The sequence below is a fragment of the Anthropogastromicrobium aceti genome, assembly GCF_020687335.1.
Classification (GTDB): Bacteria; Bacillota; Clostridia; order Lachnospirales; family Lachnospiraceae; genus Anthropogastromicrobium; species Anthropogastromicrobium aceti.
Map to the genome: position 1 here is coordinate 1 of NZ_JAJEQN010000061.1, position 14,880 is coordinate 14,880.

Sequence of the window (14,880 nt, forward strand, 5' to 3'; positions counted from 1 at the left end):
CACTACACTTGATGAGAGATTAAAAATAGTAACAGATTGTCTTGCAAATGATAAGAATTATGGTGCAATGGCACTCAGGCAACCACGGTGACAGGAACGGTGGCTATTTAATTGGGTACGGTGGTTTAATTAGTGTCCCGGTGGCTCAATAGGCATCTGTGTCCACAAAACGAGAAAATTTTACAAAATATGAAGACGAAGTAACAGTGAGAGGGAGCCTAAGATGGTATTGACACTGCTGAGACTGTGTGGTATGCTTATAACAAAAAGGAATCAATATGATACATACTGATATATAAACGAAAGGTACATAGGATGCGTCCTTACTATTTTGAAATTATAGATAGAAGGAAGAAAATATTACAAAAAAATAATTTTTGAGAAGGAGCAGCCTATGCCAAGAAAAGCAAGAAAAAAGAGTAACCTATGCATTAATCATGTTATTTTGCGCGGAGTTAATCAGCAAATAATTTTTGAAGATGAGTATGATTATCAGCAGTTTATTGATATTTTGAGATATTATAAGGATGAAAAAAAGTGTAGTTTTAATCTATATGCGTATTGCTTAATGGATAATCATGTTCATTTGCTACTAGAGTATACAACTGTTAGCTTAGATGAGATTATGAAACGAATTGAGATTAAATTTGTTAGGTGGTACAACAAAAGATATCGACGTATAGGACATTTATTTCAAGAACGGTATAAAAGCGAGCCAGTAGAAGACATGGAATATTTGAAAATAGTATTTCGGTACATCCACCAGAATCCTTTGAACGCAGGAATAGAAAAAGTACCAGGAGCCTATCCTTGGAGCAGTTATCATGATTATGCCAATCAGGACGATTCGTTTATAGATATTAAAAGAATTTCTGACCTTTTTCAAAACTATGAGGAGTGTATGACTTATTTGCATACGTTATCTGATAAAATGTGCATGGAACTTCAATCTTTTGGTATATATGGAATATCCGATGAAGATGCAATGGAAATCATTCAGAAGAAAACTGACTGTAAATCACCAGCGGATTTTCAACGTCTGGGACTCCTTAAAAGAAATCAGTACTTAAAAGAATTAAAGGATTCTGGTATTTCAGTTCGCCAATTGAGTAGGCTTACAGGAATTTCTAGAGGTGCAATAAACGCAGCGATTAATCAAAGTTAAGGAACGAAGAGAGGAAAAAAGCCACCAGGGACAATAAAAAGGCCAACGTCCCTGTCCCTGTGGCAACCCCGTGTTTTCTTAACACAAATTTTATAGACATGGTGTTATAATTGCGACCATAGTAAACAAAAGGACTACGAAGGGAGAATATAAATCATGAAATTCAGAACACAGAAAATCACAGCACTTATGGCATCTGCAATAGTAGGAGTATCTACACTTGGAAGCGTATCCGTAATGGCAGCAGAAAGTACAGAAGCAATGGCAGACCAGGCGGGAATGGTGGTTGATAGAGATGCAATTGCTGCAGATGGAGATGCAATCCCGTCTGATTTTATACAGGGTACTTTTAAACCGTCCGAGACAACTGTGCAGGCACAGGATTCTTATGAGTATCCATTCATTGGACTTAACATGAAACTTCCGGAGGAACTGCTTAAACAGATAAAAGCGCAGACCATTGCGATGATCACAAATGAAATATGGAATGACAATGCAGATGCAATTAAATATGCATATATAAGCTGGAGCGAAATGACCGAGGAGCAGAAAGAGGCAGAGGTTGACAAGATGGGAACAGCATATGATGACTGGTACAATAGTCTTGCAAAAATTGGAGCGATTGGAATCTATGACGAAGATTCTGAGAAAGAACTGGATAAGATCACAGGCTGCACAGAACACAAAGAAATCGGAAGTAGCAGTGATGGAAAGTATAAATATTATCTGAGCACTAATAAAGATGCAGATAAATCCCTGAAAAAAGAAGTGGAAGAAATTGATGTGACACTCACAGAGATGACACCATTCCAGCATCATTTTGCATTTGACCAGCTACAGGAGACAAGCAATGAAGGCGATTCTACAACTGTAGGCAAGTTTAAGACAAAAGGCGTTGATGGAAAAGATTATACAGAAAAAGTATTCAGCGATTATGATCTTACACTTGTGAATGTTTTTACTACCTGGTGTTCTCCATGTGTAAATGAGATTCCGGAGCTGGAAAAACTCTATGAAGAGATGAAGGAAAAAAGTGTTGGAGTTGTCGGTGTCGTTCTTGATACAGTGGGTGATGATGCCAAACAGAATGAGGATACAGTGAAAAAAGCCGGTGTCCTTCAGGAGAAGACAAAAGCATCCTATCCGTTCCTGGTCCCTGATTCAACAATGATGAATGGACGTTTAAATGGTGTCTCTGCTTTCCCGGAAACATTCTTTGTTGACAAAGAAGGAAATATTGTAGGAGAAACCTATTCAGGAAGCCATACACTGGACGAATGGAAAGAAATCGTAGAAAAAGAACTCAAGAACATTTCTAAATAATACAACCACGGTGACAGGAACGGTGGCCATTTAATTGGGTGGTGGCTTAATTAGTGTCCCGGTGGTTTAATAAGTATTGAGAAAGAGCCAGTGCCACTGTCGCGATGGAAACTTCTTGATATGCGTGTTGATGTATGTTAATTTGAAAAACCCCGCCCGACTATGTCGGACGAGGTTTTCTGTGGAAAAATGGATAAAGGCCAATGTCCCTGTCCCAGTAGTTACAGCTTTGCAGCTTCACGTAAAACCTTCTGGCTGGCAAGCGGGATGCGGCCAAGTCCGTCTGGTCCAACGTTAAGCAGATAGTTGATACCCATACCGTTTAATTTCTTGCGGTTTGCAGCGATGATTTCTGGGCTCTTCCAGTTCTGATCGTGAGCAGAGAAGCCCCATGTGCGGTTGATGGTAGCAGCAGTCTCATACAGTCCGTATGGAGATGGCTTGAAGCCGCGAATGCCGTTCATCAAAGCTGGGTCAAACTCAGTGTTTTCAGGCATAGAATCTGGAATCTCGTTGTCGCCAAGTGATACATAATCGTAAACACCGTTTCCAAGACGGGAGTTGATCAGGCAGTCAGGCTGATACTTCTTGATAGCATCGAACAGTGCGCGGCTTTGATGTTCTTTTAAGGTCATTGGCATATCAAACCAGATCAGGCAAAGTTCACCGTAGTTACGAAGAATCTCTTCAACCTGCGGATAAATCTTTTCATTAAAGCAGCGGTCAAAGTTTTTGCTTGCAGCATCCGGGAAGTCCCAGCTATTGTCCCATGTAACACCCTGGCTTGGAATGTGGTTTGACAGATATCCGCCGCCGTCTGGATGATGCCAGTCAAGATCCTGAGAGTAGTAAAGACCCATCTTTAAGCCATGCTTGTAGCAAGCTTCTGCAATCTCGCCGATAACATCACGTCCAAATGGAGTTGCGTCAACAACATTGTATTTGTCAACCTTTGAGTGGAACATAGCAAAACCATCATGGTGCTTGCTGGTGACAACAAAATATTTCATGCCGCAGTCCTTTGCAAGCTTAACCCATTCCTCAGCGTCGAAAAATACTGGATTAAATGCTTTTGCCAGTTTTCCATACTCTGCATTCGGGATTGCCAGATTTGCCTGAATCCATTCAGCGTAAACACCACTGTAGCGATCCTTATACTCACCTGCAAGAAGTGAGTACAGACCCCAGTGAACCATCATTCCATACTGTGCTTCCTTGAACCATTTTCTCATGTCCATAATTATTCCCTCCAAAAATAAAGTGTAAAAATAAATAGATAAACGCCAGCACTAATTATTAAGCATTACCTGATAAATGCAGGGCAGCCCTTCACGGTCAGATACAAAAATAATACTCTTGTTATCCTCAGAAAAGCACGGATGTGGATGTGAATCCTGTGGATTTCCATGCTTAGCCAGCCAAGATGTGCCATGATAACAAAGCTTCTTTTCTATGCGTTTTTTGACATCAATCAGATAGATAAAATCATTGCTTATGGTATTGGCTTTTTCTTTCAGCATTTCCTCTGTCAAAAGGTGAATTGGAACATCGCTTCCTTGAGAGTCACCAACCATGTACTCATTTTTCTTATCACAGATAAAATGTGCAAACGGAGAACATGGCATTAGAATTTCTTCTTTTAATGTTTCAGGATCCATAAGGCGGATGTTTTCAATCTTGTCGCCAGTTGTTTCACGGTAAACGTAAGCAAATTTAGAACCATCAGGAAGCCAAAATTCATGTGTCAAAATCAGATCAGATGGTTGCTTGCGGCAGCAGCGATAACGGCTGCCATCGCTTTGTATCAGCCATAGTCTGGCATCAATCAGATCATAAGGTCCTTCATGACAAAATAAAATCGTATCCGGGTCATTTGGACGAATCTGTGTATGACCAAACCAGCAGTGATCCTCAAGTACTACGTGGCTCTTTCCTGTTTCTACATCAATGTAGACAATGCGGCATAGTGGCTTAGCCTCGCAAGTAAGCGCAAAAAAGTTCCATCCGGCGCTTCCATCACGCGGCGGCAGTGTATCCTGTTTTGTCTCTACGATTGACATAAAACGATTGTCACTGCTCATGCCAGGTGCAGAACCGCTCCAGCCTTCTGGTGTTTCGTAAAAGCAGTGCGTTTCAAGCGTCTGTGCATCCATCGTGCAAAAGCGGTTGTTTTGCTGATAAAAGATGGTTTTGTCGTCATGTGAAAACATGGCGCTGTCCTGACCGACACCATCTCCCTCTGTTATCTGGCGAATCTCACCGTTATGGAGATTGAGTGTATAAAGCTGACGGCCCTCGTCACGCTTCTGGCAGATTAAAAGGTATTGTCCGTCAGATGTAGTCATGCGGTTATAAAAATACATGTGGTGACTAAGTATAGACGGATCCGTCAGGCGTTTTACAACAGTGCCAGTGTATGGATCTGTGTATTCTGAAAATGTGCTGTGAAAAATTTGTCCCTTACTCATAAGAATACGTAAAAACCTCCTGCATTTGTGCTGTTAATTATAATTTTACCAGAAATATATACAAAAGCAAGCATATAAGATAAAAAATATGGAAGTATGTGTTTGCTTTTGATATAATAAAAAGCGGATAACTATTCAGAAATATCAAAACAGTAACACCATTAAAACACGAGAGGGCAAAAATATGGAGACGATGCAGGGAAAGAAAAACATTGTACTGATTGGAATGCCGGGAGCAGGAAAGAGCACAGTTGGGGTTGTGCTGGCAAAGAGACTTGGCTATCGCTTTCTGGATTCAGATCTTGTTATTCAGGAGCAGACAAAAAAGCTGCTTCATGAACTGATTACCGAGCATGGAGTAGATGGCTTTCTGAAAATTGAGGAAGATATCAATGCAGGGTTAGACTGTGAACAGGCAGTTATTGCAACTGGAGGAAGTGTAATCTATGGTGAAAAGGCAATGGAGCATCTGCGCAAGATCGGCTGTGTTGTCTACTTAAAGCTTTCTTATAAAGAAATTGAGGATCGTCTTGGCGATCTGACGGCGCGTGGTGTTGCATTGAAAAATGGACAGACACTCAAAGATCTGTACAATGAGCGCTGTCCATTATATGAAAAGTATGCACATATCGTGCAGGAATGTGATCACAAGCGGGTTAGAGAAATCGTTCAGGAGCTTGCGTCAAAAGCAAATGCGTAATTAACACTCGCATCCAATCAAAATACCGCCTTTTTCAGCATAGTAGCTGCAAAGTCCGCGGCAGTGTCTAAACTGGACATCTGCCTGCGGATATTTTTTATAGATTTCTGCCTGAATGCTTTCGGCAAGCGCTGCATTTTCGATATGGCTGATGCGTACCTTGCCGCCATGATAACCGGCATTTTCAAACTGTTCCATGATAGAAGCAACAAGCTTTTTGGAACTGCGGCATTTGCCAATCGGATGAATGCGTCCTTCTTCGCTTGCTGTGCTAAGAATCGAAATGCCTAAGATGCCGATGGCAGAAGCAACTGCTTTATTAATACGGCCGTTGGCTGCTAGATTATGAAGAGACTTTAATGCAAAGAACAGACGCGTTGTGTGAATATATTCATCAGCAATACGAATGACTTCATCGTATGATGTACCACAAGCGACAAGTTCCTCAAGCTTTTCAATAAAGAGCCATAGTTCAGGTCCGGTAGTCAGTGTGTCAAAGATATGGATTTTTACTTCAGGATGCTGCTGCTCATAGATAGACTTTGCGGATAATGCAGAGTTGAGCGTTCCGGAAAGTGCGCTAGTCATTACTGCAACGTAAATCACATCAGCTCCTTCAAAGCAGCTTAACCAGCTTTCAATACTTGGGCATGCCGTGTAGGAGCGTCCTTTGTGAGCAGAAAGATAGTCAAGCATCTCACGTGTATTTAGATTGGCGTCATCTAAAAAAGAGCGCTCATCTGTAGAGATAGTCAAAGGTGCTGTACGAAACTGACCATCTGCGCTGTCAAAAAGTTCGCAAGAAGAGTCGGAAATAATTCTGGTAATCATATATCATAACCTCCATTGTTTTTGGAAAAAGTATTATCTGGTTTTGAAAACTACATAATCTAGTAATAGTATAACAGATAATTATAAAAAAACAACTGGTAAATGACAAGAAAAAAGAAGATCACCCGTTTTTGGATGATCTTCTTTTTTTTATTTATCCATGATCTCGGAAATAGCGTCTAAGATCTTTCCGTGACATCCACCGCATCCAGTAGAGCAGTGGGTGATTTTTTGTACTTCATCAAACGTCTTTTCTACATCGCTGAAAGTAGGACAATTGTGCAGCGCTTCTGCGACATCAAAGTACGTTACATTTTTACAATTGCAAATGGTATAATTTTCCATGTCATTACCTCTTTTTGAAGTGACAATGATTAACGTTACTCACCAAAATATCTCTTTAACAGACCTGCAAATGCCTTGCCGTGACGAGCCTCATCGCGAGCCATCTCATGAACAGTGTCATGGATTGCATCAAGGTTAGCAGCCTTAGCACGCTTTGCAAGATCCATCTTACCAGCAGTAGCACCGTTTTCAGCCTCTACACGCATCTGAAGATTCTTCTTTGTGGAATCAGTAACAACCTCGCCTAAAAGCTCAGCAAACTTAGCTGCATGCTCAGCCTCTTCGTAAGCTGCCTTCTCCCAGTATAAGCCGATTTCCGGATAGCCTTCTCTGTGAGCAACACGAGCCATAGCCAGATACATACCAACCTCAGAGCACTCACCCTGGAAGTTAGCTCTTAAATCAGCCAGAATATCTTCGCTGACACCCTTAGCAACACCTACAACGTGCTCAGCAGCCCAAGTTAAGGTCTCTTCCTGCTTTGAGAACTTGGAAGCCGGTGCCTTACATACTGGACAGAACTCTGGAGCAGAATCTCCTTCATAAACATAACCACATACCTGACAGACAAATTTAGCCATAATAGTAATCTCCTTTTCTAATAAAAATATTTATTGTTAATGTCAGCGGAAAAACCGCTTATTATTGTTTGTTACCATATCAATCAGGAACCGTGATAGGGGTCGGTGCCTTGTTTGATAATAGTAATTGTTACTGATATGATAGTAACACAAACCCACAAAGCTGTCAAGAGTTTTTTTCAAAAATATAATAAGAAAAAAACTATTTTGTATCCTCTGAACATCTTTTGCATACCCCTTTAAATAGCAGGGCATGACTTTCTACGATGCCATCAATATGTGCCTGAGCGAGCTGATTTAAAGAATCAAGTGCTGTCATTGGGACATCCTGCAGGCAGCCACATTTGCGGCATAAAAAGTGATAATGAGGAACGACATTTGGGTCAAAACGGTCAGATCCGTTATCCATCGGAATCCGCATCAGCTGACCATTTTCCTCAAGAACGCCTAGATTGCGATAGACAGTTCCAAGACTGATATTAGGGTGTGTCTGGCGGAGTGCCTGATAAACAGATTCAGCGCTTGGATGATCTGTGCGCCCTGTGAGATACTGAACAATTGCTTCACGCTGGCGGCTGTATTTTATCATAATTAAAATTCCCTTCTATGTAATAATAATTACTACTTTTGTTTTTATTATACAAAACTAAACGTAAGATGTCAACCACTTTAAAGATTACCATGGACAGTAATGATCTAATGCTTACAGTTCACGGTGTAACATCTAATGGGAAATGCTTTTTGCCAGACGGACATTTATGTGGAAAAAAGCATATGAATATGATATGATGATTATAAATAGTATTTATGCAAGAAAAGCAGAGGTGCGCGAATGAGACTGACAGGAATACATATTAAAAGCTTTCGTGCAATCCGGGATGTCACAATTGATTCAGTGGAAAATGCCCTGATTCTTGTTGGACAAAATAATACCGGAAAATCCACGATAATAGATGCACTGCGTGTGGCGCTTGGAGATATTGCGATAACAAAAAAGGATTTCAACTGGGATGGCGGCAATATTGAGATTGCGCTTACACTTGAATTGACAAAGGATGATTTGAAGCGTCTTTGCCGAAGAGGAATAATCAGCCATTACAGAAAATTTGATTCTTGGTTTGAGGATTTTCAAAAGAAACTGCCATCGTTTGTACCAATGTTTGAAACTGACGGTGAATCAATAAATGAGCGTGGTGAGCTGTCTTTTTGCTTTATCGCAAATAAGGATGGCAGAAAGCGCTATTTTGACGGCTTTAAAAAGAACAATCCTTATATTGAAAAGCTGCTTCCACGTATCTATAGTGTCAGTCCTGAGCGTGATATTGAGCGGCTGCAAAGTGATCTTTTGCTTCTTCGTGAGGACGCGCTGATTTCTAAAATGCGAAGTGGTTGTTGTCTGTTTGAGGAGGCAAAGACATGTGACCATTGCTTTTCATGCATCGGCTATATCAATCAGAAAAAACCAATTGAGCTTGATGCATTCGAGGCATCTAAGCTTTTAGACTACAAGCTGTACCAGATAAACCTTGAAGAGTTTTCAAAGAGTGTAAATGAAAACTTTAAGAAAAACGGCGGCCAGGATGAGATTGTCTACTCCATGAATAGAAATGTTGAACAGATGCTTCAGGTTACAACAGAAATCGGCAGTAAGACACAAAGACAGACACATACGCTTAGTGAGATGGGAGAGGGAATGCGAAGCATCTATCTTTTGTCTCTTCTTGAAACATATACAGAGATGCAGGAACAGCTTTCAAGTATATTGATGATTGAGGAACCAGAGCTTTTTCTTCACCCAACACTGCAGCGTGTGGCTGGTGAGATTTTGTATCGTTTGTCACGAAAAAATCAGGTTGTGTTTACAACTCATTCACCTAATCTTCTTGCAAACTTTAACAGCCGCGAAATTCGACAGGTAGTACTTGATAAGCAAGGCCGTTCCATTGTGCGCGACAATACGGATATCAGTGTAATATTAGATGATTTGGGATATACGGCAACCGATCTGATGAATGTAAACTTTGTATTTATCGTGGAAGGAAAACAGGATAAAAACCGATTGCCTATTCTGCTTAAAAGATATTATTCTGAAATCTATGATAAAGACGGCAATCTGTCGCGCATCGCAATTATTACAACAAACAGCTGTACAAACATCAAAACGTATGCAAATCTAAAATATATGAACCAGGTCTATTTGAAAGATCAGTTTCTGATGATACGAGACGGTGACGGAAAAGACAGGCGAAAGCTGATAAGCCAGCTGTGTAATTATTACGAGGAGGCAGGAAAGCGCGACGTAGACCATCTGCCTAAGGTGCGTCCTCAAAATGTGCTTGTTCTGAAATATTATTCATTTGAAAATTATTTCTTTAACCCCAAAATCATGGCGCAGCTAGGTGTTGTCGAGTCAGAAAATGCATTTTATCAGACCTTCTATGAAAAATGGCAGGAATATTTATCGAGACTTTCAAGCGGACAAAAGCTTATAAGTGTAATAGGTCACGATCTGACAGGACCAGAGGATGTAAAAGCACATATGGAAGAAATACGCATTTATATGCGCGGCCACAACATGTTTGACTGCTTCTATGGTCGTTTTAAAAAAGAAGAAAATGAACTTTTAAGCCGTTATGTAGCGCTGGCACCGCGAGAGGAATTTGCCGATATCCTCGATGCAATAGACCGTTTTGTATATTTTGAGAGTCGAAAGGTATGAAAGCCTACGGGTAATATGTTACAAAACGCGAAAAGAAATACTTTAAAAAGCAATAAAAATATGGTAAACTGATAGAGAAGCACCAAAAGTTTTGGCTGCAGGAAAAAAAGTAAGTTAGTGTAAGTTAGGAGAAATTTAGTAAATGGAAGAAATCAGCGAACACCGCATAGATAAGTGGGAAACACTTATGTTTACATACGAATCTGCGCTGAAGGAAATAGCAACAAAGATCGATATACTGAATAATGAATTTATCAAGATACATAATTACAATCCGATTGAGCATGTAACATCGCGAATCAAGTCTTCGGAGAGTATTGTAAAGAAATTAAAGCGCCATGGCTTGGAAGTCAATATGGACAACATGCAGAACTGCCTGAGTGATATAGCGGGCATTCGCATCGTATGTTCCTTTACTTCTGATATTTACCGAATTGCGGACCGCATTAGCAGTCAGTCAGATATTCAAGTGCTGACCGTTAAAAATTATATCGCAAATCCAAAGCCAAATGGTTATAAGAGCTACCATATGGTTGTATCGGTTCCAGTATATTTGTCAACTGGACCGGTTAGCGTGAAGGTGGAAATTCAGATTCGCACGATTGCGATGGATTTTTGGGCATCACTTGAGCATAAAATCCGCTATAAATTCGAGGGAAAAGCACCGCAGCATATCAATGAAGAGTTAAAAGCATGTTCAGATATTGTAAATATGCTGGATGCAAAGATGCTTTCACTAAATGAAGAGGTGCAGGCATTGCCAAAGGTTGGCATCGAGGAACAGCATGAGGAAAACGTCAGGATGCAGAAGATGTGGGAGGAGAATAAAATAGTAGACAAACTTCAGAAAAAATAATACATCAAAGCGCCTGAGTGTATGTTTTCTAAAAAATTGAGAACCCTTTCAAGGGAATCATCTATTAGAAAAGGAGATTGCATATGAACATTTTGTTTTATGGTACCAAAAAATACGATGAAGAGTTTTTTGATGCGATTTTGCCAGAGTATCCAGAGCTTTCGATTCATTATCTGGAGGCAAATTTGTCACCAGAGACAGCGGCATTAGCAGCAGGCTACGAGGCGATCTGTGCATTTGTTAATGCTAATATTGGGGCAGAGACAGTTGAACAGCTGCATCGTCAGGGCGTTAAATTAATTTTAATGCGCTGTGCAGGCTACAACAATGTAGATTTGAAAAAGACAGCAGAGTATGGCATAAAGGTTGCACGTGTGCCTGGCTATTCACCAGAGGCTGTTGCAGAGCATGCGATGGCATTGGCGCTCACAGCAAATCGTCATACGCACAAGGCTTATATCAAGTGCAGAGAAAATGATTTCAGTTTAAACGGACTGATGGGTGTAGATCTTTATAAGAAGACAGCCGGAATCATCGGTACTGGAAAAATTGGTATGGCGATGGCACGAATCTGCAGAGGTTTTGGCATGAGAGTGCTTGGCTATGATATGTATCCAAACCCTAATAATGATATCGAGTATGTAACTCTTGATGAACTGTTAGCGCAGAGTGATTTGATTTCACTTCACTGCCCGTTAACTGAGCAGACACATCACTTAATCAATCGTGAGTCCATTGCGAAGATGAAGGATGGTGTAATTTTAGTCAACACGTCAAGAGGCGGTCTTGTTAATACAGAGGAGCTGATTGAAGGTATCAGAAAGGGTAAGTTTTTTGCAGTTGGACTTGATGTTTATGAGGAAGAAAATGACAAGGTTTACGAGGATCTTTCAGGCACAATTCTGCAAAGCTCCACAATGGCAAGACTTTTATCATTCCCAAATGTCATGGTAACTTCTCATCAGGGCTTCTTTACGAGAGAGGCGCTTGAGGCAATCAGCCGCATCACACTTGAAAATGCAGCTGCATTTGAAAAGGGCGAAACACTTGTAAATGAGGTAACAAAGTAAACCCTAAAAGCACAACATGGTATAATAGGCTGCCGGAATCCGGTAGCCTTTGATACAAATATACATAGACAAAACATGAATAAACACTAATCAGAAGGGCGGTAAGGAACATTATGAAACTGTTAGAAGAAAGAATTCGCAAAGATGGTATTGTAAAGCCAGGAAATGTATTAAAGGTTGACAGCTTTTTAAATCATCAGATGGATATCGAACTGTTTTCAGAGATGGGAAAAGAATTTAAGAGACTGTATGAGGGTTGCCCAATCAATAAGATTCTCACAATTGAGGCAAGTGGCATCGGCATAGCCTGTATTGCAGCACAGTATTTTCATGTGCCGGTTGTATTTGCAAAGAAGACTCAGAGCATTAATCTTGACGGTGATGTGTATTCCACAAAGATTCAGTCTTTTACACACCGCAGAATTTATGATGTGATTGTTTCCAAGAAGTTCCTTTCCCCAGAAGATCATGTGCTGATCATTGATGATTTTTTGGCAAACGGATGTGCATTAGAGGGACTGATTGATATTGTAAAAAGCTCTGGTGCTACAATAGAGGGTGTTGGCATTGCAATTGAGAAGGGCTTCCAGAAGGGCGGCGATTTAATCCGCGGCAAAGGTATTCGCGTGGAGTCTCTGGCAATCGTTGATGGAATGAATGCAGAGACTGGAGAAGTTTTCTTCAGAGAGCAGTAATAAGAGAATAACAAATGAAACCCAGGGGATTCCTCTGGGTTTTACATTTGAAGCTACAACGCAAAGTGGTTTAAGAAAAATATATAAGAACAGCAGACAGAGGAAAAAAGATTATGAAACTTGTAATTCAAAGAGTAAATCATGCAAGTGTGACAGTAGAGGGTAAAGTAACAGGAGAAATTAAAAAAGGTTATCTTGTTCTTCTTGGCGTTGGACAAGGCGACGATGAGTCAATGGTGGAACGCTATGTAAAAAAGCTTCATAAGCTGCGCATTTTTTCGGATGAAGAAGGAAAAATAAATCGTTCAATCGAGGATGTAGGCGGCGAGGTGCTTGTAGTATCACAGTTTACGCTGTATGCCGACTGCAAAAAAGGTAATCGCCCAAGCTTTACGCAGGCAGGTTCCCCAGCAGAGGCAGAGCGCTTATACGAATATTTTTTAGAGGAATGCCGAAAAGAATTTGGCAAAGTCGAGCATGGTATTTTTGGAGCGGAGATGAAAGTATCACTCGAAAATGATGGACCGTTCACGGTAATCTGGGATAGCAGAGAATGGTAAATCTGTGAAAATTGAATGAAATTTTACTCAATTGGTTTTCAAACGCATAAATTTGTGATAGAATGGATTTATGTCATTCAAAGAAAGGGAGTCCTGGACACTGAATCAGGACAGGTGAAGGTAATGAGAAGAAGATTTTTAGCAGCAGCACTCGGTATGAGCATGGCAGTAGCTATGACTCCTGCAGCAGCATTTGCAGAGGAGACAAGCACAGAAGAGGCAACTGAGGTTGTATCAGAGGTTGCATCAGAAGATGAGACTGGTGCTGAGGAAGAATCAAGCGAAGCCGAGACAGAGGCATTTGATTATAGCGAAGGCTATGACGAAAAGGGATTTTTTGAAGGTGTGAAGGCACTTGATTATGTAACGCTGCTTGATTATTCCCATATGGAGCTGTCAGATGAAATCATTCCATCTGATGAGGCTGTGCAGAGCCAGATTGATAAGACATTAAGCTCTTATACAAAGACAAACCAGATCACTGATGAAAATCGTCTGATCGAGGATGGTGATACTGTAAATATTGATTATGTAGGTTCTGTTGATGGTGTTGAGTTTGAGGGCGGAAGCACTGACGGAAAAGGTGCAACTGTTACCATTGGCGTAACAAATTTTATCGATGGATTTTTAGATCAGCTGATCGGTCATGCACCGGGCGAGAACTTTGATATCAATGTTACATTCCCAGATCCATACACTAATAACACAGATTTAAGCGGCAAGGATGCTGTTTTCAATATCACAATCAACTACATCGAAGAGAAGATAACACCAGAGTTTGATGATGATTTTATCGCTGAGAATCTGCCAGATTATGAGAGCGCAGAGGCATATCGTCAGAGCGTCTATGACAATCTGTACAAGCAGAACATGTATAACGCACTGTTCCAGTATGTAGTAGAAAATTCCGAGATCAAAGATGTACCGGAAGAGGTTGTTGATACAGTTTACAATGAGCGTTATCAGTATTATACCTCTATCGCATCTATGTACGGTGTAGGAATAGATGCTTTCTTATCTGCAAATGGACTTGATGAGGATTCCTTCAGGGATATGTGCAAGACATATGCAGGAAACTATCTTGTACTGCAGGCCGTTATGGAAACTGAAGGTTGGGAGATGACAGCAGATATTGCAAAGGAATCTTTAAACTTTACTGATGAGGATTACGAGAAGGCAGTTGGTGTTTATGGTGAGCCATATGTAATGTTTGCAGCAAGCACTGATTATGTGTTAGGAAAGCTTTCAGAGAACGTAACCTTAGTCGAGATGGAAGAGGAGTCTTCAGAAGAAGTTTCTGAGGAGGCATCTTCTGAGGTGTCTTCCGAGGAGGTATCTTCCGAGGAAGTTTCCACAGAGGAAGCATCTTCTGAGGCAGAGTAAAACATTCTTGTATATAGGATAATAACAAAGATCATTGTCTGATTGATTACAAACAGGCAAAAAGCCTCGTTGGAGCGGTAAATGCTTCTTCGGGGCTTAAAAAATGTTAACTATTCAGAGCCATGCAAAATTGCTTTCTGTGAATGCTTGCATTCAGACAGAATAGCAATTTTATATGGCGAGG

Annotated in this window: 15 protein-coding genes; 9 read left to right on the plus strand and 6 right to left on the minus strand. The window is 40.6% G+C overall.

Translation table 11 applies throughout. From position 1 onward, the window contains the following. Positions 1–394 precede the first annotated feature (394 nt). Positions 395–1,165: a transposase gene (locus tag LKD48_RS15355; RefSeq protein WP_308732514.1), complete on the plus strand. Its 771-nt coding sequence runs from the start codon at positions 395–397 to the stop codon at positions 1,163–1,165. 156 nt (positions 1,166–1,321) lie between these two features. Next, positions 1,322–2,488: a TlpA family protein disulfide reductase gene (locus LKD48_RS15360; protein WP_308732515.1), complete on the plus strand. Its 1,167-nt coding sequence runs from the start codon at positions 1,322–1,324 to the stop codon at positions 2,486–2,488. 221 nt (positions 2,489–2,709) lie between these two features. On the opposite strand, the gene LKD48_RS15365 is transcribed toward LKD48_RS15360, so the two are convergent. Further along, positions 2,710–3,726: an alpha-L-fucosidase gene (locus tag LKD48_RS15365; protein WP_308732516.1), complete on the minus strand. Its 1,017-nt coding sequence runs from the start codon at positions 3,724–3,726 to the stop codon at positions 2,710–2,712. 51 nt (positions 3,727–3,777) lie between these two features. Further along, positions 3,778–4,956: an oligogalacturonate lyase family protein gene (locus LKD48_RS15370; protein WP_308732517.1), complete on the minus strand. Its 1,179-nt coding sequence runs from the start codon at positions 4,954–4,956 to the stop codon at positions 3,778–3,780. A gap of 184 nt (positions 4,957–5,140) precedes the next feature. Here LKD48_RS15370 and LKD48_RS15375 point away from each other — a divergent pair, with 184 nt between their 5' ends. Next, positions 5,141–5,656 carry a shikimate kinase gene (locus LKD48_RS15375; protein ID WP_308732518.1) on the plus strand — a complete coding sequence of 172 codons (516 nt, stop codon included), beginning with the start codon at positions 5,141–5,143 and terminating at the stop codon, positions 5,654–5,656. Here the strand turns inward: LKD48_RS15375 and LKD48_RS15380 are convergent, their stop codons facing one another. From LKD48_RS15380 to LKD48_RS15395, 4 genes are all read right to left on the minus strand, one after another. Next, the gene (locus LKD48_RS15380) at positions 5,657–6,487 is read right to left on the minus strand and encodes a DegV family protein (RefSeq protein ID WP_118612546.1); all 831 of its coding nucleotides are present in this window, start codon (positions 6,485–6,487) and stop codon (positions 5,657–5,659) included. A gap of 150 nt (positions 6,488–6,637) precedes the next feature. Further along, positions 6,638–6,832 carry a (2Fe-2S)-binding protein gene (locus LKD48_RS15385; protein WP_118612545.1) on the minus strand — a complete coding sequence of 65 codons (195 nt, stop codon included), beginning with the start codon at positions 6,830–6,832 and terminating at the stop codon, positions 6,638–6,640. A gap of 35 nt (positions 6,833–6,867) precedes the next feature. Continuing rightward, positions 6,868–7,413, minus strand: a complete 546-nt coding sequence (locus tag LKD48_RS15390) for an NADH peroxidase (RefSeq protein ID WP_066557660.1) — start codon at positions 7,411–7,413, stop codon at positions 6,868–6,870. Positions 7,414–7,615: 202 nt separating this feature from the next. Beyond that, entirely contained in the window at positions 7,616–8,002 is a 387-nt protein-coding gene (locus tag LKD48_RS15395) for a Fur family transcriptional regulator (protein WP_066557656.1), read from the minus strand. A gap of 243 nt (positions 8,003–8,245) precedes the next feature. Here LKD48_RS15395 and LKD48_RS15400 point away from each other — a divergent pair, with 243 nt between their 5' ends. From LKD48_RS15400 to LKD48_RS15425, 6 genes are all read left to right on the plus strand, one after another. After that, positions 8,246–10,132 carry an ATP-dependent nuclease gene (locus tag LKD48_RS15400; RefSeq protein WP_308732519.1) on the plus strand — a complete coding sequence of 629 codons (1,887 nt, stop codon included), beginning with the start codon at positions 8,246–8,248 and terminating at the stop codon, positions 10,130–10,132. A 142-nt stretch (positions 10,133–10,274) separates the two neighbouring features. Further along, positions 10,275–10,988 (plus strand): GTP pyrophosphokinase, encoded by a 714-nt coding sequence (locus LKD48_RS15405; protein ID WP_308732520.1) that lies wholly within the window; start codon positions 10,275–10,277, stop codon positions 10,986–10,988. Positions 10,989–11,071: 83 nt separating this feature from the next. Continuing rightward, on the plus strand, positions 11,072–12,058 hold the full coding sequence (locus tag LKD48_RS15410; RefSeq protein WP_308732521.1) for a 2-hydroxyacid dehydrogenase: 987 nt from the start codon (positions 11,072–11,074) through the stop codon (positions 12,056–12,058). Positions 12,059–12,171: 113 nt separating this feature from the next. Beyond that, positions 12,172–12,753: a xanthine phosphoribosyltransferase gene (locus tag LKD48_RS15415; protein WP_227101734.1), complete on the plus strand. Its 582-nt coding sequence runs from the start codon at positions 12,172–12,174 to the stop codon at positions 12,751–12,753. Between the two features lie 113 nt (positions 12,754–12,866). After that, positions 12,867–13,313 carry a D-aminoacyl-tRNA deacylase gene (dtd, locus tag LKD48_RS15420; RefSeq protein ID WP_262536289.1) on the plus strand — a complete coding sequence of 149 codons (447 nt, stop codon included), beginning with the start codon at positions 12,867–12,869 and terminating at the stop codon, positions 13,311–13,313. A gap of 123 nt (positions 13,314–13,436) precedes the next feature. Continuing rightward, entirely contained in the window at positions 13,437–14,696 is a 1,260-nt protein-coding gene (locus tag LKD48_RS15425; protein WP_308732522.1) for an FKBP-type peptidyl-prolyl cis-trans isomerase, read from the plus strand. Positions 14,697–14,880: the final 184 nt, after the last annotated feature.

Bases quoted from the DNA above. Each gene is read 5' to 3' on its own strand.
- LKD48_RS15395 (WP_066557656.1), bottom strand. From the start codon at position 8,002: ATGATAAAATACAGCCGCCAGCGTGAAGCAATTGTTCAGTATCTCACA.
- LKD48_RS15365 (WP_308732516.1), bottom strand. From the start codon at position 3,726: ATGGACATGAGAAAATGGTTCAAGGAAGCACAGTATGGAATGATGGTT.
- LKD48_RS15355 (WP_308732514.1), top strand. From the start codon at position 395: ATGCCAAGAAAAGCAAGAAAAAAGAGTAACCTATGCATTAATCATGTT.
- LKD48_RS15360 (WP_308732515.1), top strand. From the start codon at position 1,322: ATGAAATTCAGAACACAGAAAATCACAGCACTTATGGCATCTGCAATA.
- LKD48_RS15385 (WP_118612545.1), bottom strand. From the start codon at position 6,832: ATGGAAAATTATACCATTTGCAATTGTAAAAATGTAACGTACTTTGAT.
- LKD48_RS15390 (WP_066557660.1), bottom strand. From the start codon at position 7,413: ATGGCTAAATTTGTCTGTCAGGTATGTGGTTATGTTTATGAAGGAGAT.
- dtd (WP_262536289.1), top strand. From the start codon at position 12,867: ATGAAACTTGTAATTCAAAGAGTAAATCATGCAAGTGTGACAGTAGAG.
- LKD48_RS15415 (WP_227101734.1), top strand. From the start codon at position 12,172: ATGAAACTGTTAGAAGAAAGAATTCGCAAAGATGGTATTGTAAAGCCA.
- LKD48_RS15410 (WP_308732521.1), top strand. From the start codon at position 11,072: ATGAACATTTTGTTTTATGGTACCAAAAAATACGATGAAGAGTTTTTT.
- LKD48_RS15425 (WP_308732522.1), top strand. From the start codon at position 13,437: ATGAGAAGAAGATTTTTAGCAGCAGCACTCGGTATGAGCATGGCAGTA.
- LKD48_RS15400 (WP_308732519.1), top strand. From the start codon at position 8,246: ATGAGACTGACAGGAATACATATTAAAAGCTTTCGTGCAATCCGGGAT.
- LKD48_RS15375 (WP_308732518.1), top strand. From the start codon at position 5,141: ATGGAGACGATGCAGGGAAAGAAAAACATTGTACTGATTGGAATGCCG.
- LKD48_RS15405 (WP_308732520.1), top strand. From the start codon at position 10,275: ATGGAAGAAATCAGCGAACACCGCATAGATAAGTGGGAAACACTTATG.
- LKD48_RS15370 (WP_308732517.1), bottom strand. From the start codon at position 4,956: ATGAGTAAGGGACAAATTTTTCACAGCACATTTTCAGAATACACAGAT.
- LKD48_RS15380 (WP_118612546.1), bottom strand. From the start codon at position 6,487: ATGATTACCAGAATTATTTCCGACTCTTCTTGCGAACTTTTTGACAGC.